This is a genomic window from Pelagibacterium halotolerans B2 (assembly GCF_000230555.1).
GTDB lineage: Bacteria > Pseudomonadota > Alphaproteobacteria > Rhizobiales > Devosiaceae > Pelagibacterium > Pelagibacterium halotolerans.
Window position 1 is genome coordinate 2,789,228 of sequence record NC_016078.1, and the last position, 17,017, is coordinate 2,806,244.

The 17,017-nt window shown below is 58.1% G+C and carries 20 protein-coding genes; 12 read left to right on the forward strand and 8 right to left on the reverse strand.

Going from position 1 to position 17,017, the window contains the following annotated elements:
* Nucleotides 1–16 precede the first annotated feature (16 nt).
* Entirely contained in the window at nucleotides 17–958 is a 942-nt protein-coding gene (locus KKY_RS13620; protein WP_014131946.1) for a cation diffusion facilitator family transporter, read from the reverse strand.
* A complete protein-coding gene (locus KKY_RS13625; RefSeq protein WP_202945622.1) occupies nucleotides 955–1,560 on the reverse strand; it encodes a hypothetical protein in 606 nt (201 codons plus the stop codon). The genes KKY_RS13620 and KKY_RS13625 overlap by 4 nt, the downstream gene beginning before the upstream one ends.
* Nucleotides 1,561–1,713: 153 nt before the next feature.
* Between KKY_RS13625 and KKY_RS13630 the strand changes: the two genes are divergently transcribed.
* From KKY_RS13630 to KKY_RS19685, 5 genes are all read left to right on the forward strand, one after another.
* Nucleotides 1,714–2,469 (forward strand): DUF1223 domain-containing protein, encoded by a 756-nt coding sequence (locus KKY_RS13630; protein ID WP_139305124.1) that lies wholly within the window; start codon nucleotides 1,714–1,716, stop codon nucleotides 2,467–2,469.
* A gap of 78 nt (nucleotides 2,470–2,547) precedes the next feature.
* Nucleotides 2,548–2,727 (forward strand): hypothetical protein, encoded by a 180-nt coding sequence (locus KKY_RS13635; RefSeq protein ID WP_014131949.1) that lies wholly within the window; start codon nucleotides 2,548–2,550, stop codon nucleotides 2,725–2,727.
* A 154-nt stretch (nucleotides 2,728–2,881) separates the two neighbouring features.
* Entirely contained in the window at nucleotides 2,882–3,313 is a 432-nt protein-coding gene (locus tag KKY_RS13640; RefSeq protein WP_014131950.1) for a MerR family transcriptional regulator, read from the forward strand.
* A 641-nt stretch (nucleotides 3,314–3,954) separates the two neighbouring features.
* On the forward strand, nucleotides 3,955–4,632 hold the full coding sequence (locus tag KKY_RS13645) for a L,D-transpeptidase (RefSeq protein ID WP_083824107.1): 678 nt from the start codon (nucleotides 3,955–3,957) through the stop codon (nucleotides 4,630–4,632).
* Between the two features lie 42 nt (nucleotides 4,633–4,674).
* Nucleotides 4,675–6,648: a M23 family metallopeptidase gene (locus KKY_RS19685; protein ID WP_139305123.1), complete on the forward strand. Its 1,974-nt coding sequence runs from the start codon at nucleotides 4,675–4,677 to the stop codon at nucleotides 6,646–6,648.
* Here the strand turns inward: KKY_RS19685 and KKY_RS20545 are convergent.
* Nucleotides 6,645–6,785 (reverse strand): hypothetical protein, encoded by a 141-nt coding sequence (locus tag KKY_RS20545; protein WP_014131953.1) that lies wholly within the window; start codon nucleotides 6,783–6,785, stop codon nucleotides 6,645–6,647. The genes KKY_RS19685 and KKY_RS20545 overlap by 4 nt on opposite strands.
* Before the next feature lie 139 nt (nucleotides 6,786–6,924).
* Here KKY_RS20545 and KKY_RS13660 point away from each other — a divergent pair, with 139 nt between their 5' ends.
* The 4 genes from KKY_RS13660 to lnt all read left to right on the forward strand — a co-directional run bounded on the left by KKY_RS13660 (nucleotide 6,925) and on the right by lnt (nucleotide 11,163).
* A complete protein-coding gene (locus KKY_RS13660; RefSeq protein ID WP_041528781.1) occupies nucleotides 6,925–7,356 on the forward strand; it encodes a disulfide bond formation protein B in 432 nt (143 codons plus the stop codon).
* On the forward strand, nucleotides 7,353–7,997 hold the full coding sequence (locus KKY_RS13665; protein ID WP_014131955.1) for a DsbA family protein: 645 nt from the start codon (nucleotides 7,353–7,355) through the stop codon (nucleotides 7,995–7,997). The genes KKY_RS13660 and KKY_RS13665 overlap by 4 nt, the downstream gene beginning before the upstream one ends.
* Before the next feature lies 1 nt (nucleotide 7,998).
* Nucleotides 7,999–9,327, forward strand: coding sequence for an APC family permease (locus tag KKY_RS13670; protein ID WP_083824108.1), 1,329 nt, complete (start codon nucleotides 7,999–8,001; stop codon nucleotides 9,325–9,327).
* 213 nt (nucleotides 9,328–9,540) lie between these two features.
* Entirely contained in the window at nucleotides 9,541–11,163 is a 1,623-nt protein-coding gene (gene lnt, locus KKY_RS13675; protein WP_014131957.1) for an apolipoprotein N-acyltransferase, read from the forward strand.
* Nucleotides 11,164–11,371: 208 nt separating this feature from the next.
* On the opposite strand, the gene KKY_RS13680 is transcribed toward lnt, so the two are convergent.
* The gene (locus KKY_RS13680; protein ID WP_041529470.1) at nucleotides 11,372–11,992 is read right to left on the reverse strand and encodes a transglutaminase-like cysteine peptidase; all 621 of its coding nucleotides are present in this window, start codon (nucleotides 11,990–11,992) and stop codon (nucleotides 11,372–11,374) included.
* 330 nt (nucleotides 11,993–12,322) lie between these two features.
* On the opposite strand from KKY_RS13680, the gene KKY_RS13685 reads away from it, so the two are divergent.
* A complete protein-coding gene (locus KKY_RS13685) occupies nucleotides 12,323–12,643 on the forward strand; it encodes an ArsR/SmtB family transcription factor (protein WP_050811716.1) in 321 nt (106 codons plus the stop codon).
* A gap of 59 nt (nucleotides 12,644–12,702) precedes the next feature.
* On the opposite strand, the gene KKY_RS13690 is transcribed toward KKY_RS13685, so the two are convergent.
* The 4 genes from KKY_RS13690 to KKY_RS20365 all read right to left on the reverse strand — a co-directional run bounded on the left by KKY_RS13690 (nucleotide 12,703) and on the right by KKY_RS20365 (nucleotide 15,019).
* Complete coding sequence (locus KKY_RS13690) at nucleotides 12,703–13,347, reverse strand: DsbA family protein (protein WP_014131959.1); 645 nt, start codon at nucleotides 13,345–13,347, stop codon at nucleotides 12,703–12,705.
* 69 nt (nucleotides 13,348–13,416) lie between these two features.
* Nucleotides 13,417–14,052 carry an SCO family protein gene (locus tag KKY_RS13695; RefSeq protein ID WP_014131960.1) on the reverse strand — a complete coding sequence of 212 codons (636 nt, stop codon included), beginning with the start codon at nucleotides 14,050–14,052 and terminating at the stop codon, nucleotides 13,417–13,419.
* Between the two features lie 3 nt (nucleotides 14,053–14,055).
* Entirely contained in the window at nucleotides 14,056–14,616 is a 561-nt protein-coding gene (locus KKY_RS13700) for a copper chaperone PCu(A)C (RefSeq protein WP_050811717.1), read from the reverse strand.
* 46 nt (nucleotides 14,617–14,662) lie between these two features.
* Nucleotides 14,663–15,019, reverse strand: coding sequence for a hypothetical protein (locus KKY_RS20365; RefSeq protein ID WP_139305122.1), 357 nt, complete (start codon nucleotides 15,017–15,019; stop codon nucleotides 14,663–14,665).
* A 303-nt stretch (nucleotides 15,020–15,322) separates the two neighbouring features.
* On the opposite strand from KKY_RS20365, the gene KKY_RS13705 reads away from it, so the two are divergent.
* Nucleotides 15,323–15,907, forward strand: coding sequence for a DsbE family thiol:disulfide interchange protein (locus KKY_RS13705; RefSeq protein WP_041528783.1), 585 nt, complete (start codon nucleotides 15,323–15,325; stop codon nucleotides 15,905–15,907).
* 25 nt (nucleotides 15,908–15,932) lie between these two features.
* Nucleotides 15,933–17,015 (forward strand): c-type cytochrome biogenesis protein CcmI, encoded by a 1,083-nt coding sequence (ccmI, locus tag KKY_RS13710; RefSeq protein WP_244404016.1) that lies wholly within the window; start codon nucleotides 15,933–15,935, stop codon nucleotides 17,013–17,015.
* Nucleotides 17,016–17,017: the final 2 nt, after the last annotated feature.

A 17,017-nucleotide genomic window follows, 5' to 3' on the forward strand; every position in this document is an offset into this window, starting at 1 on the left:
ATCCGGCAAACTCGATTCAGTGGTGTCCGGGGTCGAGTTTTCCGGGCGGGTCCACCTGGACGGTGACGTGGTCGATCGCATATCGCTCCTTGAGCCAGCCCGAGACGATCTGGGGCAGGCTGAGCGGATCCGTTCCCTCTGCCGGGCTGACGTGGACTGTGGCAACGCTGGATTCGTCGGTCAGTGTCCAGGCGTGAAAATGCCCCGCCTCCGCCACCCCGGGGAGGCTCGCAAGACCGCGCTCCGCTTCAACCGCATCCACGCCCCGGGGGACGGCCTGCAACAGAACACGGATCGAGTCCGAGATAAGGCTCCACGCGGAGCGGACCACGAGCATCGCCACCAGCACCGAGAGGATCGGGTCCAAGATGGTCCAACCCGTCAGCATGATCCCGATCGCGGCGGCGATGGCGCCAACCGAGCCGAGAAGGTCTCCGATGACATGCAGGAAAGCGCCCCTGAGATTGCCATCGCCCCTGTTCCCCGACCAGAGAATCAGAGCTCCAGCCACATTCACGCCAAGGCCAATCACGGCGACGATCAGCATCGGCCCCGCCAGAATCTCAACAGGAGCATTGATACGCTGCACCGCTTCCCAGGCTATCCATGCGACGAGCAAGAGCAGCGTCGCGCCGTTGGCGAGCGCCGCGAGCACCCTCACCCGGTGGAATCCGTAGGTGCGCGTGGCATCCGCCGCGCGCCGCGCGATGCGGTAGGCGATCAGGGCTAGGAGCAGTGCGGCCGAATCCGAGACCATGTGGCCGGCATCGGCGATCAACGCCAGTGAACCGGAGAACCAACCGCCGACAGCCTGCACGATCGCATAGCTGGCGGTGAAAATGAGGACAAGACGGATGCGCCGCTCGTTCGAGGCGGTCACGACCTGCCCGTGATCGTGATCCGCGTCATGAGCGTGCCCGCCATTCGCAATGTTCGGGGTTTCCGGGTTTCGGGTCATATCAGGTTCCTTCGGGAAAGCCGCCACATGCCCCACCATGCGACGGGCGCAAGCATCACGACGCTTGCCATGCCGGGAAAATAGGCGAAAGGCTGCGGGGTAAACCATGGGAAAACGACGAAGTGCGCCAGTTCGGTGATGCCCATGGCGGCAAAAAAGGTCCAGGCGAGATAGGTTCCGAAGCGGTATCCGCGGCTGACCAACGGCGGCACGAGCAACCAGGCGCCCACTGAGAGCAGGACCAGCAGGATCACTTGCCAGGAACCGACGTCGGGCGTGCTTATGCCGGTGATCGCTACCGGCCTGTCAAAAAAATCCATTGAATACTCCTCGATACGATGGAGAACGAAGAGTGCCAGTGCCAGAAAGTATGGCGTCTTGATTGAGGCGAAGGAGGGGTTGGCAGGAAAGAACAGCCACAGCGCGAATCCCCCAAGAAACCCGGAGGTAAAGATCAGCATCGTCCAGAAGCCGAACGCGGCATAGCCCAGGACCAGAACCAACATGGAAAACAGAAAGGCCGCCGCAATGATTGCAGGACTTCTGCTCGCGTCGCGGTCTCGCTGGAAGCCTCGATGATCTCTTCCCAATAACACTGTCATTCTCGCCTTGTAGTTCTTCGCTCAACAGTCTGCATCCTCTAGCCGCTAGAGAAGCAAGCACAATCGCCAACCGGGGAGACTGTTGGCGCCACTCTACGATTCTCACCTCGAATTGAGTGGCTGCACGCCGGGTTCATCCTTACAAAAAACGCCATGCGCGTTCCTGTTTCCCAATCTGCCCGGCTGGTTCTTCGCCTGTATCTGGCAGCGATGACCTGCTTGGCGGCCGGTGCTGCGTACGCATTGGAGATACGCGACCGGCCCGACGCAGTCGTCGAACTCTTCACGAGCCAGGGCTGCCCGCCTTGCCCGGCAGCAGACCAGCTCCTGTCCCGGATGAGCGATGAGAACAACGTCATCGCTCTCGCCTATCACGTGAACTATTGGGACTATACGGGCTGGGCCGACACCTTTGCCATATCCGCCAGTGGCGAACTCCAGAAAGCCTATGCCAGGGCGGCGGGCACGAACCGGCTCTATACGCCGCAGATGATCGTCAACGGTGAACGCAGCATGGCGGGCTCAAACGCCGAGGAGGTCTCGAGCGCGCTTGCCGATGCGGATCTGGCGCTTTCCATAGACGTTGAGGCTGAATCTCAGGACGTCGTCGTCCTCAAAGCTGGCCCGCGTTCGGGTTTGGGCGAGGCGATCGTGTGGCTGGTCGCCTTTCGCAACGGCGCCGAGGTCGATGTCTCAAGTGGCGACAACATGGGCCAACGCCTATCCTATTCTCATATCGTCACGTCCCGCCAACCGGTCGGGATGTGGGATCCGACGAGCGGCGTGGAAATACGCATTCCAGTGCCTGAGGCTCTCGGGCCCGACAACGATGGCTTCGCGCTCATAATACAGGAAAAGAACGGCGCGTTGCCCGGCCGTATTCTGGGGGCTACCGCAGTCATTCGCTAAGCCAGTTCGGGATTCGCTTGCACCGACTCGACAATCCCGCAGCCCTGCGCTTTATAGCCCCGGCTGAAGGAGATGCGCATGAAAGACAAGATTACGGTCCGTGTAACGCCGGAATTGGCTGAAGCGTTTAATACCTTCATTGAGAAGTCACCCGAACCGATAAGAACCCGGCAAGACGGACTGCGCTACATCCTGCACGACTGGTTGAGCGATCAAGGATATCTGGAGCTTCCAGCGGAGATCGACAAAAAGCACTGAGCGAGTAGGGAGCCATGACGCCTGACTGACTTCGCATAGTTGGGCGAGGTTGTCCGAAGACGAAAGCCGAGATGCAAAACGAAACGGTAGCCGGACTCTCCATTCCCTCGCCACGATCAGGGCGTACATACTCCAGAAGCTAGAGGAGAAAAAAATGCAGGACGGGCTTCCCATCGGATTGGCCGCGAAGGCGAGTGGGATCAAGGTGCCAACCATCCGCTACTACGAGCAAATCGGGTTGCTGCCATCGGTTGGGCGAAGCCTGAGCAATCGCCGCCTTTACGACACCGTCGATATAGACCGAATGAAATTTATTCGGCATTCACGAGAACTGGGATTCGACATCGACGCGATCCGCGCCCTGCTTCGGCTTCAGGACGATCCGGCGCGTCCCTGTGCCGACGCTGACATGATTGCACGGGAACGACTGGCGGAAGTGCGCACCAAGATCAGCAATCTCAAGCTCCTCGAAGCCGAACTGTCGCGCATGCTCGAGGAGGGTTCACATGGTCATATTGCCACATGCCGTGTGATCGAGACGCTGGCCGACCATGCTCAATGCGGTTATCACAGCACCCGCGCTTGAATAAAAGAATGGAGCTTGTGCGTACCTTTCCTCTGTTCTTCTTTGGAATTGGTAGGGTGCAAAAACTCCGACATGATGGTTTCTTTTCACCAAAACTTGGGGATTGTGCCTTGATCATGCCATGATCAACGTTGCATCAATGCTATATGGTTCGTCATTTCGCTTTGTTGGCTTTGGGCTTTGGAGCCATGCTGATCTTGGCATGGCTCGCTGCCGTGCAAGCGTCCACGCCTAACGGTCATGTGAGCCCTGTCCTGCCAAGTGGAAGCATCGAGATTGTAACGACGCTTGTTTCGCCTTTGACGGGTTCGAGTTTCGAAGCCCGCCAAACTGGCCAAATTCCAGGGATCTTCGCCACCTGCCCACACTGCGAAATCCAGACCGCGGTTACCGACGAACCAGAAAGGCCACAGCCGCGACAAACCTGGGCCTTAGCACTCCCTCCCAAATCCAGCTATCTGTGGCTACGTCCGCTCGACGAGCCCCCTCCGCGCGCCTGATCGAAATCGGCGCAGTATTAGGGCTTTTCTGACTCTGGCTCCACGCCTCTCGACGCCCTGGTTCTGTATTTCTTTCATGCTGATCACCGTTCTGGCGCAGGCCGGCGCGGTATATCGCCTGAGACTTAAGAGCGGAATACGATGGCATCTTCTATCTCTCTTTCACGCCGCCACTTCCTGGCAGGTGCATCCAGCCTTATGGCGCTGTCTGTCGCGGGCTGTTCGACATACAGAAACGAACCTCCCCAACAACAGGTGACGTTGCCGCCGCCAATATCACCTGAAGTCGTCGCCATGTATGCGGCGCTCCCAAATGAACAGTTTCCCGTTCCGCCTGTCGATCTGCGCTATCTCGATCAGAATTTCTATCGTCGACGTATCGACTATCCCACCTCCGAGGAGCCGGGAACGATCATCGTGGATACTTCAAGCTTCTACCTCTATCACCTCGAGGAGGGAGGGACCGCGATGCGCTACGGCGCCGGATTGGGCCGGGCCGGCTTCGCATGGTCGGGACGTGGACATATCGCCTACTCGCGGGAATGGCCGGTCTGGACGCCGCCCACGGAGATGATCGAACGTCAGCCCGAGCTCGAGCAATGGCGTACTGGCCAACCTCCAGGGCTGGACAATCCGCTCGGCGCCCGTGCGCTCTATATTCACCAGGGAAGCCGCGACACACTTTACCGAATTCATGGGACTGGGGAGGCCTGGACGATAGGTCAGGCGGTGTCGTCCGGGTGCGTGCGTCTGTTGCATCATGACGTGATCCATCTTGCGGATAGGGTGAAATGGGGATCCCCCATCGTCGTCTTCTGAGGTGACGCGACCAAGCCCGATACATGGTACGGCAGCGCGATAGTGGCTATTTCTTCAAAAAAATCACGAAACAGGCAAACCACTACGCAGAGGATGAGAGACGCCCACCTGCTGCGCATAGGGGTTGTTGACGAACCTCCGCTCTCGGTCAGAGGGTTGGATGCGCAGTTCACCGTGCTTGGAGATATCAATCCCAGGGCCGTCACCTCCACCGTCGTAGCCGGGGTATCTTGCTTCCTGCTCATGAACGCAGCTCTTTACCTCGCGTTCGATGGCCGGGAGTCTTTCTCGACCCCCACGGAAGCCTTGCGTATTCCCGTTCAGGCCTCGGCCCAAACGAGTGCGAATGGGAAGACCAACAGGGTCAGGGCATCGGTATCGACGGAGCGGGATCTGGTTACTTTCGATATGGCTGTCGAAGAATCGCTAGGCTCGCAAACCCAGCTTCGCAATCAGACCTTCGTGTGGTTCAATTCAGCGCTCGCGACTTCGACAACCATTGTCTCAGCGGACATTCCTGCAATGGACACGCTGGTCGGGCAGAGCGACGATCAACCAAGGGTAGACCAGAGCATAGCGTCTTCGCTGTACGGTGAACCTGTGCAATCTGAAGTCGCTCTGTCCATGACGCCGCTCAGTTTCTCGACACCCCCAACGCTCGGACTCTCCGACCAGGCAGCAGTCGAGTACGTCATGTCGGATTCGGGACAGGCCCGCATAGCTTTGGCGTCGTTCTTCTCCGAACTTTCCAGCTATGCGCCCCCGAGCGGGGTTTTGACCGTCACGGACGTCGAACCGGGGAGGATCATCACCTCGGAACCCGAAAACATTACCGTTGTCCCGAAGTCGATACGTTCGGATGGATGGTCAGAGCGGTTGCTTAAGCTTGATGAGGAACGCGAACTCTCAACGTTGCTTGGGGAAAACGGGTTCGCGGAGGCCGATGCGGCGACAATTTTGAGATGGGCGAGGACGGCCTACGGAATGGATAGCCTGCCTCCCCTTTCCCGCTTGCGGATCCTCTACTACTCGGGTCGACAGGAGGGGGTCGGAGCAACCCCGATGCGTATCAGCGTCTATCGTCACGACGCGGCCTCGAATGCGGACACGCACGCGTTTACAAGTGCGCGAACGGACAATGGCGGATTCGTGCTGGCTAACGAGCCTCCCAGAATTGCGATGCCGGAAGAGAACGTCGAGCAGGTGAACGCGGCGCAACTTCCTTCACTCTATCAGTCCATCTGGGAGTTGGGTCGCAGAAACGGACTTGAGGACGCTGTGGTCGAAAGCGTGATCATGGCTCTTGAGGGCCAACTCGATCTCAATGAACGCATCACGCCTGGCACCACGATCGAAATCCTTGCGGCGGTGGACAGCGACGGCCGAAGCCAGGCGCTCTATGTCGCGCTTTCGGAAAACACCCGCCTTCGGGAGTTGTTTCAGTTTGTCGGGCAGGACGGCACAGCATTCTATATGGATCGGGACGGCCAGTCCTGGGGACCGATGTTCTTGCGGAGGCCACTCGAAGGTGGGGGGCGCCTAACATCTCCCATGGGGATGCGCACGCATCCCGTTACAGGAGAGATTCTCGGGCACGAGGGGGTGGATCTTGCCGCGCCCGCGGGGACGCCGATCTACGCGTCAGCGGATGGACAGGTCGCCATGGCGCAATGGAATGGCGGCTACGGGCGTCACGTCCGCCTCACGCACGAAAATGGCTATGTCACCTCATATTCTCATATGAGCCGGATCGCTGATGGCATCGAGCCCGGCGCCGTCGTCCGGCAAGGCGACGTGATCGGATATGTGGGAACGACAGGTCTTTCGACCGGCAATCACCTCCACTTCGAACTAAGCGTCAACGGACGGCTTCTCAACGCGCTGGAAGCCCGGCTCCCTGCAAGCCGTTCGCTGACGCCAAGCGAGATGACCGAGTTCGCGCGGATCGTTGAGAACATCGACAACCTGGCGGGCACGGGGGCAGCCAACGGCGCGGGCTTGGCAAGTGGCGGCTAGTCGACAGCGTCCGTTTCGACCGTCTGGGAGGCTCGGACTTCGTTTGGAACATGGGTAAACGACAAAATGAAAACACCACCGACGATCACCAGAAGAACGGCAAGCACGGCGATATTGCGAACGCGCAGAGAAGACATCAGTAGAACCTGGTCAAAGAAAACGGAGATGACGACATCCAATCATGTCGTAGGACGCATCAGCGCAGCCGTTGTAGTCGGCAATGGAAACCATGGAAACTGCGACAAAGTCGCCTCGCATTCCGGAAAGGCTCGCTAAATGCAAATCCGACGGCAAGATGTTCCCTCTATCGCCATGTATGTCGCTTGGACCATCGCCCTCGTGGCGACCGGCGGCGCCATTTTTATCGGCGAAGTCATGGGACAGACCCCGTGTGTTCTATGCTGGTATCAGCGGATATTCATGTTCCCGCTGGCGCTGATATTGGGGCTGGCCTGCTTCAAGGGCGATCTTGGGGGAGCCAAGTATGGTCTCCTTGTGGCCGTTCCGGGCCTCCTGATCGCGGGTTGGCATACCAGTTTGTATTTCGGGCTTATCTCACAGGCCATCGCGCCATGCTCGCAAGGCGTATCCTGTACAGACGCGAACATGACGATCTGGGGAGCGGTGCCGCTTCCCCTTCTTTCCACCCTTTCATTCACAGCGATCGCAGCCCTCCTCCTGATTGCGCTGCGCAAGGAGAAATCATGAACAGACGTGCCCTCGTAATTGGAACTCTCGCCGTCGGCGTTTTGGCCTTGGCGGGCGGAGCCTACCTCTACCAATCCAACCAGACCCAGCAAGCGGTGGCGCTCGCCAGTGAGAATGCGGATATTCTCGTCCGCCCCAACTCGCCGGTATTGGGACCGGAAACCGCCCGGGTCACCCTCGTCGAGTTTCTTGATCCTGCCTGCGAGGCGTGTCGCGCCTTCTATCCCGTGGTCAAAGGCTTACTGGATGACAATCCGGAAGATCTAAGACTCGTGGTGCGCTATGCACCCTTTCATGACGGTTCCGAAGAAGCTGTCGGCATTATAGAGGCGGCCCGCGCCCAGGACCTGTTCGAGCCGGTGATGGAGATGGTCTTCGCCAGCCAGCCGGCATGGGCCGCACACGGCAGTCCGAACCTCGAGATCGCATGGAGCGCCGCCGAGGCCGCGGGTCTCGACGTGGAGAGGGCCCGGATCGACATGAGCTCTCCTGCCACCGTTGCCCTGATCAATCAGGACAAGGCGGACATCGCCCAACTCGAAATCCGCCAGACACCCACCTTCTTCATCAACGGCACACCCTTGACTGAATACTCTTTCGAAGCGCTCGTTTCGGAGGTTGAGCGGGCTTTGAGCAATTGAGATGACGCACGGTAGCGGGGAACATGGCGGTCTAACGAAGTCGCTCGGTCTCGTGCGGCTTTCCCTCTACGGAGTGGGTACCATTATCGGCGCCGGAATCTATTCGGTAATCGGTCCGGCCGCCGGTGCGGCGGGTGAAGGCGTCTGGCTGAGCTTTCTTATCGCCGCAGTCATCTCTGCCTTTTCCGGCCTGTCCTATGCGGAGATTGCCTCAGCCCTTCCGGGCGCTGGTGCGGAACACAACTTCCTTCGCAAGACCTTCCCCGCCTTCCCGGCCCTGGCGTTCATGATCGGTCTCTTCATCGCCGTGCACGGTGCCGCAACCCTGGCCACCGTGGCGCTGACCTTTGGCAATTACGCGCAAGCATTCATGCCGATCACGCCCGTCATCATCGCCTTTGTGCTTATGGGCCTGGCGACCGTGATCAACATCGCCGGGATCAGCAAGGCGTCTTTTGTCAGCGCCGCGCTAACCGTACTCCAGGTTTCCTGCCTTATCGTTTTCGCGATGTTCGCGATTCCCTCCGGTGAGCGTGGGATGCCCGAGTTCGCTGTGGCGACCGACAATTTCGCAGGCGTGCTGCAAGGCGCGGCTATCCTGTTTTTCATCTACTCCGGCTATGAGCATATGGCCTCGTTGTCGGAAGAGGCCAAGCGTCCCGACCGGGATCTCTGGCGGGCCTTCATGATCGCGCTGGGGGTCACGACCCTTGTTTACATGGTGGTGATTCTGGGCATCCTGAGTCTCATCAATGCCGAATTCCTGGCTGGCTCTCCCTCCCCTTTGGCCGACGCCGCAGGGGTGATGGGCGGAGGGTTCGCAATGGTGATCATAGCCGCTGCGCTGATCGCCACCGCCAATGCGGTGCTAAGCGCTTCGCTGTCGGGAAGCCGGATTCTGTTTGGCATGGCGCGAGACGGCGACCTTCCCAAACCACTGGCGTGGACACTCGGATCGAGCCGCAGTCCGTGGGTAGGAGCCCTCGCCTATCTCACCGTCGCGTGCGGTCTGGCCTCAGTGGGCGAAATCGAGTTCGTCGCCAGCCTGTCCTCGCTCGGCGTGATTCTTGTATTCGCCGCGATCAACGCCGCGGTGATCGTACTCCGTTTCACTCAGCCCGATCTGGAACGCCCGTTCCGGTTGCCCTCAATTGCAAACGTTCCACCTACTGCGCTGCTTGGCATCGCGACGTCTCTGCTACTGGCCACTCAATACGATTTGAGCGTCTATCTAACATTTGGGGCGATCTTTCTACTCGGCGCGCTGCCCTATACATTCATTCGCCGCCGGGGAGGCCAACTTCCGACCTCTGGTAAGGGCGACGAATGAGCCACTGAAGTCGAGGGCCGGAAAAGCGATAATAGCAGCCGGTGAAGTCCCCTTTTACTCGGTCAAATCAACGTGCTTGCTGGTTGCAGGCCACGCTCAGAACCCAGATCACAAGCTTTGACCATTCAATAGAATTTACGGCCAAGGCCAGCGTAACCCGGGTCGCAACAACGTTCATAGCTTTTCACCTCCTACCTCCTCACAGGCAATTCCATGACCGCGCTTGCCGATTTCATCATCCTCAGCCATGGCTGGCGCAGAGCACTGCTATTGATTGGCGCAGGCGGAGTGACGGCATTGTCAACGCCGCCGCTATTCATTGTCCCAGCGCTGTTTGTCGGCCTTCCGGCACTTATCTGGGCGCTCGATGGAGCCGAGCGCCGCAAAGGTCTTTGCTGGCGCATTTTCGGGCCAGCGTTCGGCATCGGGTTTTGGTTCGGCCTGGGCTATTTCGCGGTAAGTCTCCACTGGCTCGGGTTCGCATTCTCCGTCGATGGCGGTTGGCTCTTAGCTCTCATGCCCTTCGCATTATTGGCGCTGTCGAGCGTTCTTGCTCTGTTTTGGGGACTGGGAACAGCTGCCGCTCACCTCTTTTGGTCCGAGGGGGTTGGGCGAGTACTTGCATTGGCTAGTTGTCTCGGACTCGCGGAGTTCGCTCGCGGACATCTCTTCACTGGCTTGCCGTTTGACCTACTCGGCTATGCGCTCACCCCCAACGTCGAGATGATGCAGGCGACTAGCCTTGTGGGTGTTTATGGTCTTACCTTCGCTGCTATATTCGTGGGAGCGACTCCGGCCCTGGTTTGGCCTCATACAGAACGTCGCCTCTTTAGACGGACTATCCCGCTTTTGGCGACGGCGGCATTACTGACATTGCAGTACGGGTGGGGATATCTGCGCGTTACCTCCACTCCGATCGACCAACGTCCAGATATGGTGGTGCGTATTGTTCAGCCTGCTGTGCCGCAAGACCTCAAGTGGCAGGCTTCCGCTCGAGAAGAGATCGTGGCGGGGCTGCTCGCCCTTTCCACTGCTGGGTCGTCCGAGATCGGAGCATCAGGTCTCCAAGGCATAACACACCTCGTTTGGCCAGAGGCGGCGTTGCCATTCTTTCTTTTCGAGGAACCTGAGTATCTCGCACGGATCGCACGTGCTTTGCCAGACGGCTTGATATTGCTGACTGGCGCCCCTCGCCAACCATTTTCTATGGATTCGTCGGCGACCGGCAAACCCTACAATTCAGTGCTTGCCATTGATTCCAGCGGCGAGATGATTTCGAGCTACGACAAAACTCATCTGGTGCCCTTTGGCGAGTATTTGCCGTTTCAGGATCAACTCGCGCGGTTCGGATTCCGGCAGTTGGTGGCGGGTGACGACGGATGGGCCGCTGGTGAAGCACGTCGAATTATGAGTTTGCCAGGGACACCCTCAATCCTGCCCCTGATATGCTATGAGGCGGCGTTTTCCGGAGGTTTAGGAACAGTGGTACGAGACGCCGAACTGCTTGTCGTGTTGACCAACGATGCCTGGTTCGATGGCTCCGTCGGGCTCGAGAAGCTTTTTCATCATGCGCGGATCCGGGCGGTCGAGGAAGGTCTTCCCATGATCCGTGCTGCAAATTCGGGAGTCTCGGCCGTCATAAATCCGCTAGGAGCAATCGAATCGAGGCTCGGCGGCCGTGAGATCGGTGCTATCGACGCATCGCCTACCTACCCATTGCCGGCAACCATGTTTGCTCGCTACGGGAATTTACCGTTTCTTGTGCTCTGCATATTGGGAATTTGCCTGGCCGCAGTCGGCTACCATCAGGAAAGGCGCAACCGCCGTAAACTGTGATAAACAGGGGCAACCGTTTTCCTTATCTTCCGCTTTCACTTTCCCGACAGCAGCCAATATCGTCGGTGAACATGAAACAACCGGACCGCACGTGCGGCGCGCACGCCGTTCGATGACGTCAAAGGTCGCAATTTATCATGAGCGAGCAAGCATTTTCCTGAGGCCATGCGCTCATGTGGGTCAGAAATTCAACGTAGACCAGAGCCAATCAGTAGCCGGCAGTAGCTGTTAAGTTGCCGCCGACGCCATCGAGAATATCTACCCACTGCCCAGCATTGGCCTGGCTCTGACGCTTGAGATAGGTGTAAGGCGTATCCGTCCACACCTTGATCAACGCTTCCTGGTTATCGAGGATCAGGTCGCCTCGATCCGTGCGGACCATAAGCACAGCATGACCGTCTCCATTGGGCTGGGTTGCCACGGCCACAAGCAGAGTAGAAGGCGGCCAGCCACGCTCAATCAGCGCAGCTCGCTTGCCAAGCGCGAAATCCTCGCAGTCGCCATAGCCGTTGACAGGATAGGTCCAGAACTCATCCACGCCATATAGGTCTCTGTCGCTGACTGGCATAATCGAAATATTGTAATGGTTGTTGACCTCCTGCAACTCTCGCCAGAATTCCTCTTCAAGCGCAACATTGCGCACGAGATCGGTAATTTGGCAGTCATGCGGACGGCGCTGGCAGTACTCGGCGTGACCGACCGGAATTGAAGTCAAGCTGCCTACGGAGGCGAAAGATGGATGAACCTCGTTCTCCATTGCGAGCCCTGCTGCTCCCCATGAAGTGATGAGGCTGACAAGCCCGAAAAGAAAGATGATTGCTTTTTTCATTATCATGATCTCCCCGACGGGGTTCACGATAGACGGCCCGAATTGCCTCGATAGAAAAACTACAAGATAGTTTTGAATCGAGTTTTATAATGCGGATTGTCAGTCTGTTAGGAATAATGAAGGCGTGAGGTTTAGTCAGAGGATTGGGTTTCTAGCAGGTCAGGTCGACCTTGGGCCGCCTGCTCTAGATTGGCTAACGCCTGGCTGTAAGGCCTCCGCCGGGAGGCAACCACGATCGAGGTTGGGTTCCAAACACGACTTTAGGACTGTGGCGGATCAGCAGCGCACCCTGCGAATGATGTAAAGCCTCCAGCATCCGGGATATGCACATTGACTGACAACACTTCAGAGCTATCGAGAGCTCAACTGAACGCGTTGGCCGAGGCATTTCGGCTATTGGGCGAGCCCAACCGGCTCCGGATCATCATGTACTGCACAAGCGCACCTAAAGCTGTTGGGGATATTGCCGCCAAACTTGAACTTTCGCAAACGCTGGTGAGCCATCACCTGCGCTTGCTGCGTGGCGCACGGCTACTGATTGGCAAGCGACAATCACAGCATGTTTATTACAGCATCCCCGACCGCCATGTCAGCGATATGATCTCCAACATGGCGGCACATTTCAGGGAGACTTCAGCTCTGAATCGGTGACATAAGCTAAGTTGCTAACCGCTCCAAACCTTATGCCATCTTCAATGAGCAAAGCCCGATCAATTGCCTAGCGCTTCGTGAACCTGTTCATCCAGCCGCTCGAAGTTGTATTCCGTCAAGGGCTGTCCATTGATGAAGAATGTGGGAGTCTGCCCAATCTGAAGTTGCTCGATATCGGCGAGATCCTGATTGAGGAGAGCCACCATCGCGGGCGATCGCATGTCGATGCGCGCGCGTTCCACATCGAGCCCGACTTCCTCTGCGGCCGACCATGCCAGGTCCATGTTAGGGCTGCCGTGAGCCGCCCACTGGGGTTGAGCGGCAAAAATGGCTTCCATCACTGGAACATAGAGACCCTGCGCACGCGCGGCCTCTAAAATGCCGACAGCTTCTTCGGAACCGTCATGAAAGGGTGCATAGCGCACCACGAGCCTCACATCTTCTGGGCTCTCCTCGAGGATCGATTTGACCACCGGATAAAACGCCCGGCACGCCTCACAGGCAGGGTCAAGAAATTCGACGATCGTTACGCGTGCGTCTTCCGGTCCGATAATCGGTGAATTTGGCCGGATCAGCACGGCAGCGTTTTCGTTCGCTATTGCCACGGCCTGCTCGGCCTGATTGGCGTTATAGAGATAGGCACCGCCTGCAAGTACCGCGCCGGCGACAACCAATGTGCCAACAACCACTGTGCGTCTGTTCATGTTTTCTCCTCGCGCAACACGGTTTTCATCGTGATTGCTGCGCTAGCTGTAAATAAAGTAGCGATAGGCTCATCCGGCGTCCGCAAGTCGCCTGACCTTGGCAATGGCCGTTTCCGAATTCTCTTCATAGGAGATCGTGCCGAAGAAACGTCCACCGCTGTCGAGCATGAAGACCGAGGCGGTGTGGTCGACGTTGTAACCGCCCCCTTCAAGATCGGTCCTTTGCGTGAAGACGCCCCAGGCATCGATCATTTCCGCGATCTCTTCGGGCTCGCCGGTCAATCCGATGATCCTCTCCGAGAACCAACCCACATACTCGGCCATAACCTCAACCGTATCCCGTTCAGGATCGGCGGTAACGAAGAAGGCCTGCATGTCGTTGGCGTCACCTCCTAGTTCGGTAAACCAATACTCGATGTCGGCGAGCGTGGTCGGGCAGACATCGGGGCAATGGGTGAAGCCAAAAAAGACCAGCGACGGCTTGCCCACGAAAATCGTATCATCAACATCCTCACCAGTGTGCGTGACCAGTCGATAGTCGCCGGCGCCATACTGGCCATCCTGCGCTTCGGCCAGTCTTTGGGTGACCGAAGCGGGAGCAGGGGTAGACAGGGAACCGTACCATGTCCATCCTGCCCAAAGCGCGGCCACGCAAACCATGCCCCAGAGCACCAGCCTCACCGTCTTCAAGGTCGAGTGCGTCATCCCTCAGTGCCCTTCATGGCTGGATCCATTTCTCCCCGCGCCGTCGTCGGGAGCTTCGCGGGCGGCGATGCCGGCAATGGGGACTTCGATCTCGATAGTTCCCGCATGCTCGAACTGCAAAGTCAGTGGAAATGCTTCGCCTTCAACCAGTGGCTGGTTGAGACCGACCAGCATGAGATGGAGCCCGCTCGGTTCGAATGTAACCGTTTCACCGGCGGGAAGAAGGACGCCGTCGGGCACCTCGCGCATTCGCATGACGTCGCCTTCAACAGTGGAAGAGTGAATCTGGACCTCCCCTGCAATCGATGTTGAGGCTCCGATCAACCGATCGTCGGCGGGACCGGTATTGGTCAAGGAGAAATAGGCCCCACCGTTTGGCGCGCGCGGCAGAGTTGCCCGAGCGAAAAGCCCCTCCAGTTCAAACTCTTCAATCATAACGGCCGCATTGGCCTGGGCTTCCGTACCGGAGTGGCCAAGTTCCTGGGCCAGCTGAGCTGATACTGGTAGAGCGGATGTGAAAAGAAGCGCGCCCACAAGGGAAACGCGCAAAAGCGTATGGAACATTCTGATGACTCCAGCAAAGGAAAGGTCTGAGTGACGTAAAGTGCGGTCAGTTCAGGGCTGGAGGCGCTCGTGGGTTGGGAAGCGAATAGGCCGCCTGACTGGCAGAGATGTCGATTTCATTTGAGCAGCCGACAGCTATGAAAGAGAGATAGGCCGGAACGACAACACTTGGAGGCGGTGGTAGCACAGCCAGATCGGGACGACAGGCGTGACAGGGTGTGTGGCTCGCGTCAGTTTTGTCATGGCCGCTGCCACAGATGGAAAAATTGGCAACGGACCAGACGCCCCCCTCTTCCGCAAATGCCGGCAGTTGAGGTGACTGATATGCGAACGACAAGAAGAACAGCGCCAGAACGACCAGCGCTTTCCCGACCTCCCCGCCGATGTCACGCGCAAGGCTCATGCCTCCGGCATCCTGATTTCCGATTACGGCTTTTACACAGTCACGAATTGAAACCAATCCGGCGCATTGACACCGCTCACCACGCAAAAAGTGGCCCGCGAATATGATGGACCAACAGTCACTACGCGCGACGCCCAATGCCCCGAAACTATACTTACCTCGGACACGATACTAGAGTGCGAGCGGCGCCACAAATTTTGGTGATGCGGCAAAAAGACCTCAAATTTCTGCTTGAACCTATAGCGGCTCTAGGAGGCAAGATGCTCGTGACGCGCCTTACTGGAGGTTTCTTGGATCGTATCAATGGCACCCACTTCGGAAATCTCGGGAGAGCACAATGCGGCAGGCTCGAGACGCAGCAGGTCGCTGTATCTTTTTGTGCCGCTGGCGTTCGTGGCTGCTCTCGTCCTTGTGTTCGGCTGGGGCCTGACTCGTGATCCGGGTGCTCTGCCGTCACCTTTGATAGGGCAGTCCGTACCGGCCTTCACACTACCCCCTGTTGCAGGGCGGGAGTTGGGTCTGTCCAGCCAGGATTTGGTCGGAGAGATGAGCTTGGTAAATGTCTTTGCGTCTTGGTGTGTGCCCTGTCGTGAAGAGCATCCGTTGTTGATGCGGCTTAAAGAAGAGGGGCAGGTCACGGTGTACGGGATCAACTACAAAGACAATCCATCCGCCGCTGACCAATGGCTCAACGCCTTGGGCGACCCCTTTACGAGAACCGGCGCTGACGTGGACGGCCGTGTTGCGATCGAATGGGGCGTCTACGGCGTGCCAGAGACGTTCGTAGTCGATGCAGAGGGAACTATCGTCTACAAGCACATAGGGGTCCTGACCGACCAAGCTCTCCAGAACGATATTTTGCCACTGTTTTCGCAGGTCACGCAATGACCCGAAACCGTTCCGAGAGGCGTACTTGAGCGCGAATTTGTTTTGGACATTTGCAGTTCTAGGTGTTCTCGGCAGCATCGCGGTGCTGGCTCGGAGCTTGAGAACGAACCCTGCATCGTCACCAAAAGGCGCGACGCTGGATGCGATGCGTGCCTTCTTCCGTGACCAGCTTGACGGGATAGACCGCGATCACGAAACCGGAAGGATCTCGGCGGACGAAGCGACCGCAGCTCGCGCCGAACTCGCGCGCGAAGTGCTCCGCCAGGAAAGGGATCATGTTGGCAGTAAAAGTGTCCGAAGCGGCAAGCTGGCCATTTGGACAACCCTGCCGACCATCGCACTTGTTGCAGTAGGGATTTATGCCTGGGTTGGACGTGCCGATCTTCCAAATGCGCCTCTGGCCGGCCGCGAAACTCCTCAGACAGCGGCTATCGATATCGAGGCTGCAATTGCCACAGTCGAGGCCCGAATGGAGGAAACCCCTGACGATGTACGCGGCTGGTTGGTTTTGGCGCCTATTTATATGGAGCAGGGTCGATACGCGGAAGCGGCAAATGCCTGGCGCCGGATTCTGGCGCTCGAATCGCCGACGGCTGACCGACAAACCAATCTCGCTGAAGCGCTGATCCTCGTTGACGACGGAGCTTTCGGCGAAGAAACCCTAGCGCTCCTTGAAAGCGCAATGAGCACCGATCCGCTTCATGTCCGCTCGCGGTTTTATCTGGCGGGAGAGCTGACGCGTTCTGGCCAATATGACGAAGCCGTTGCCTTGTGGGAAGAGTTGCTGGCTATCGCAACCGGCGAAGAGGCCTGGGTCGAAACCGCGCGCTCGGGCCTGGCCGCAGCGCAAGCGGGAACGCGTGGCGAAGACATCGGGCAGGACAGCGAGACCATTGAGGCCGTGCGCGGCATGGTCGACGGGTTGGCTGCCCGGCTCGGTAGCACCGGGGGCAGCCCCGCCGAATGGATACAGTTGGTGCGCTCCCGCAATCAACTGGACGGCCCGGATGCGGCTAGATCGGATCTCGATCGTGGTCTGGCCGCTCTTTCAGGTGAGGATCGTCTGACCCTCGAGGATTTTGGTCGGGATCTGGGATTGATGGAATAGAA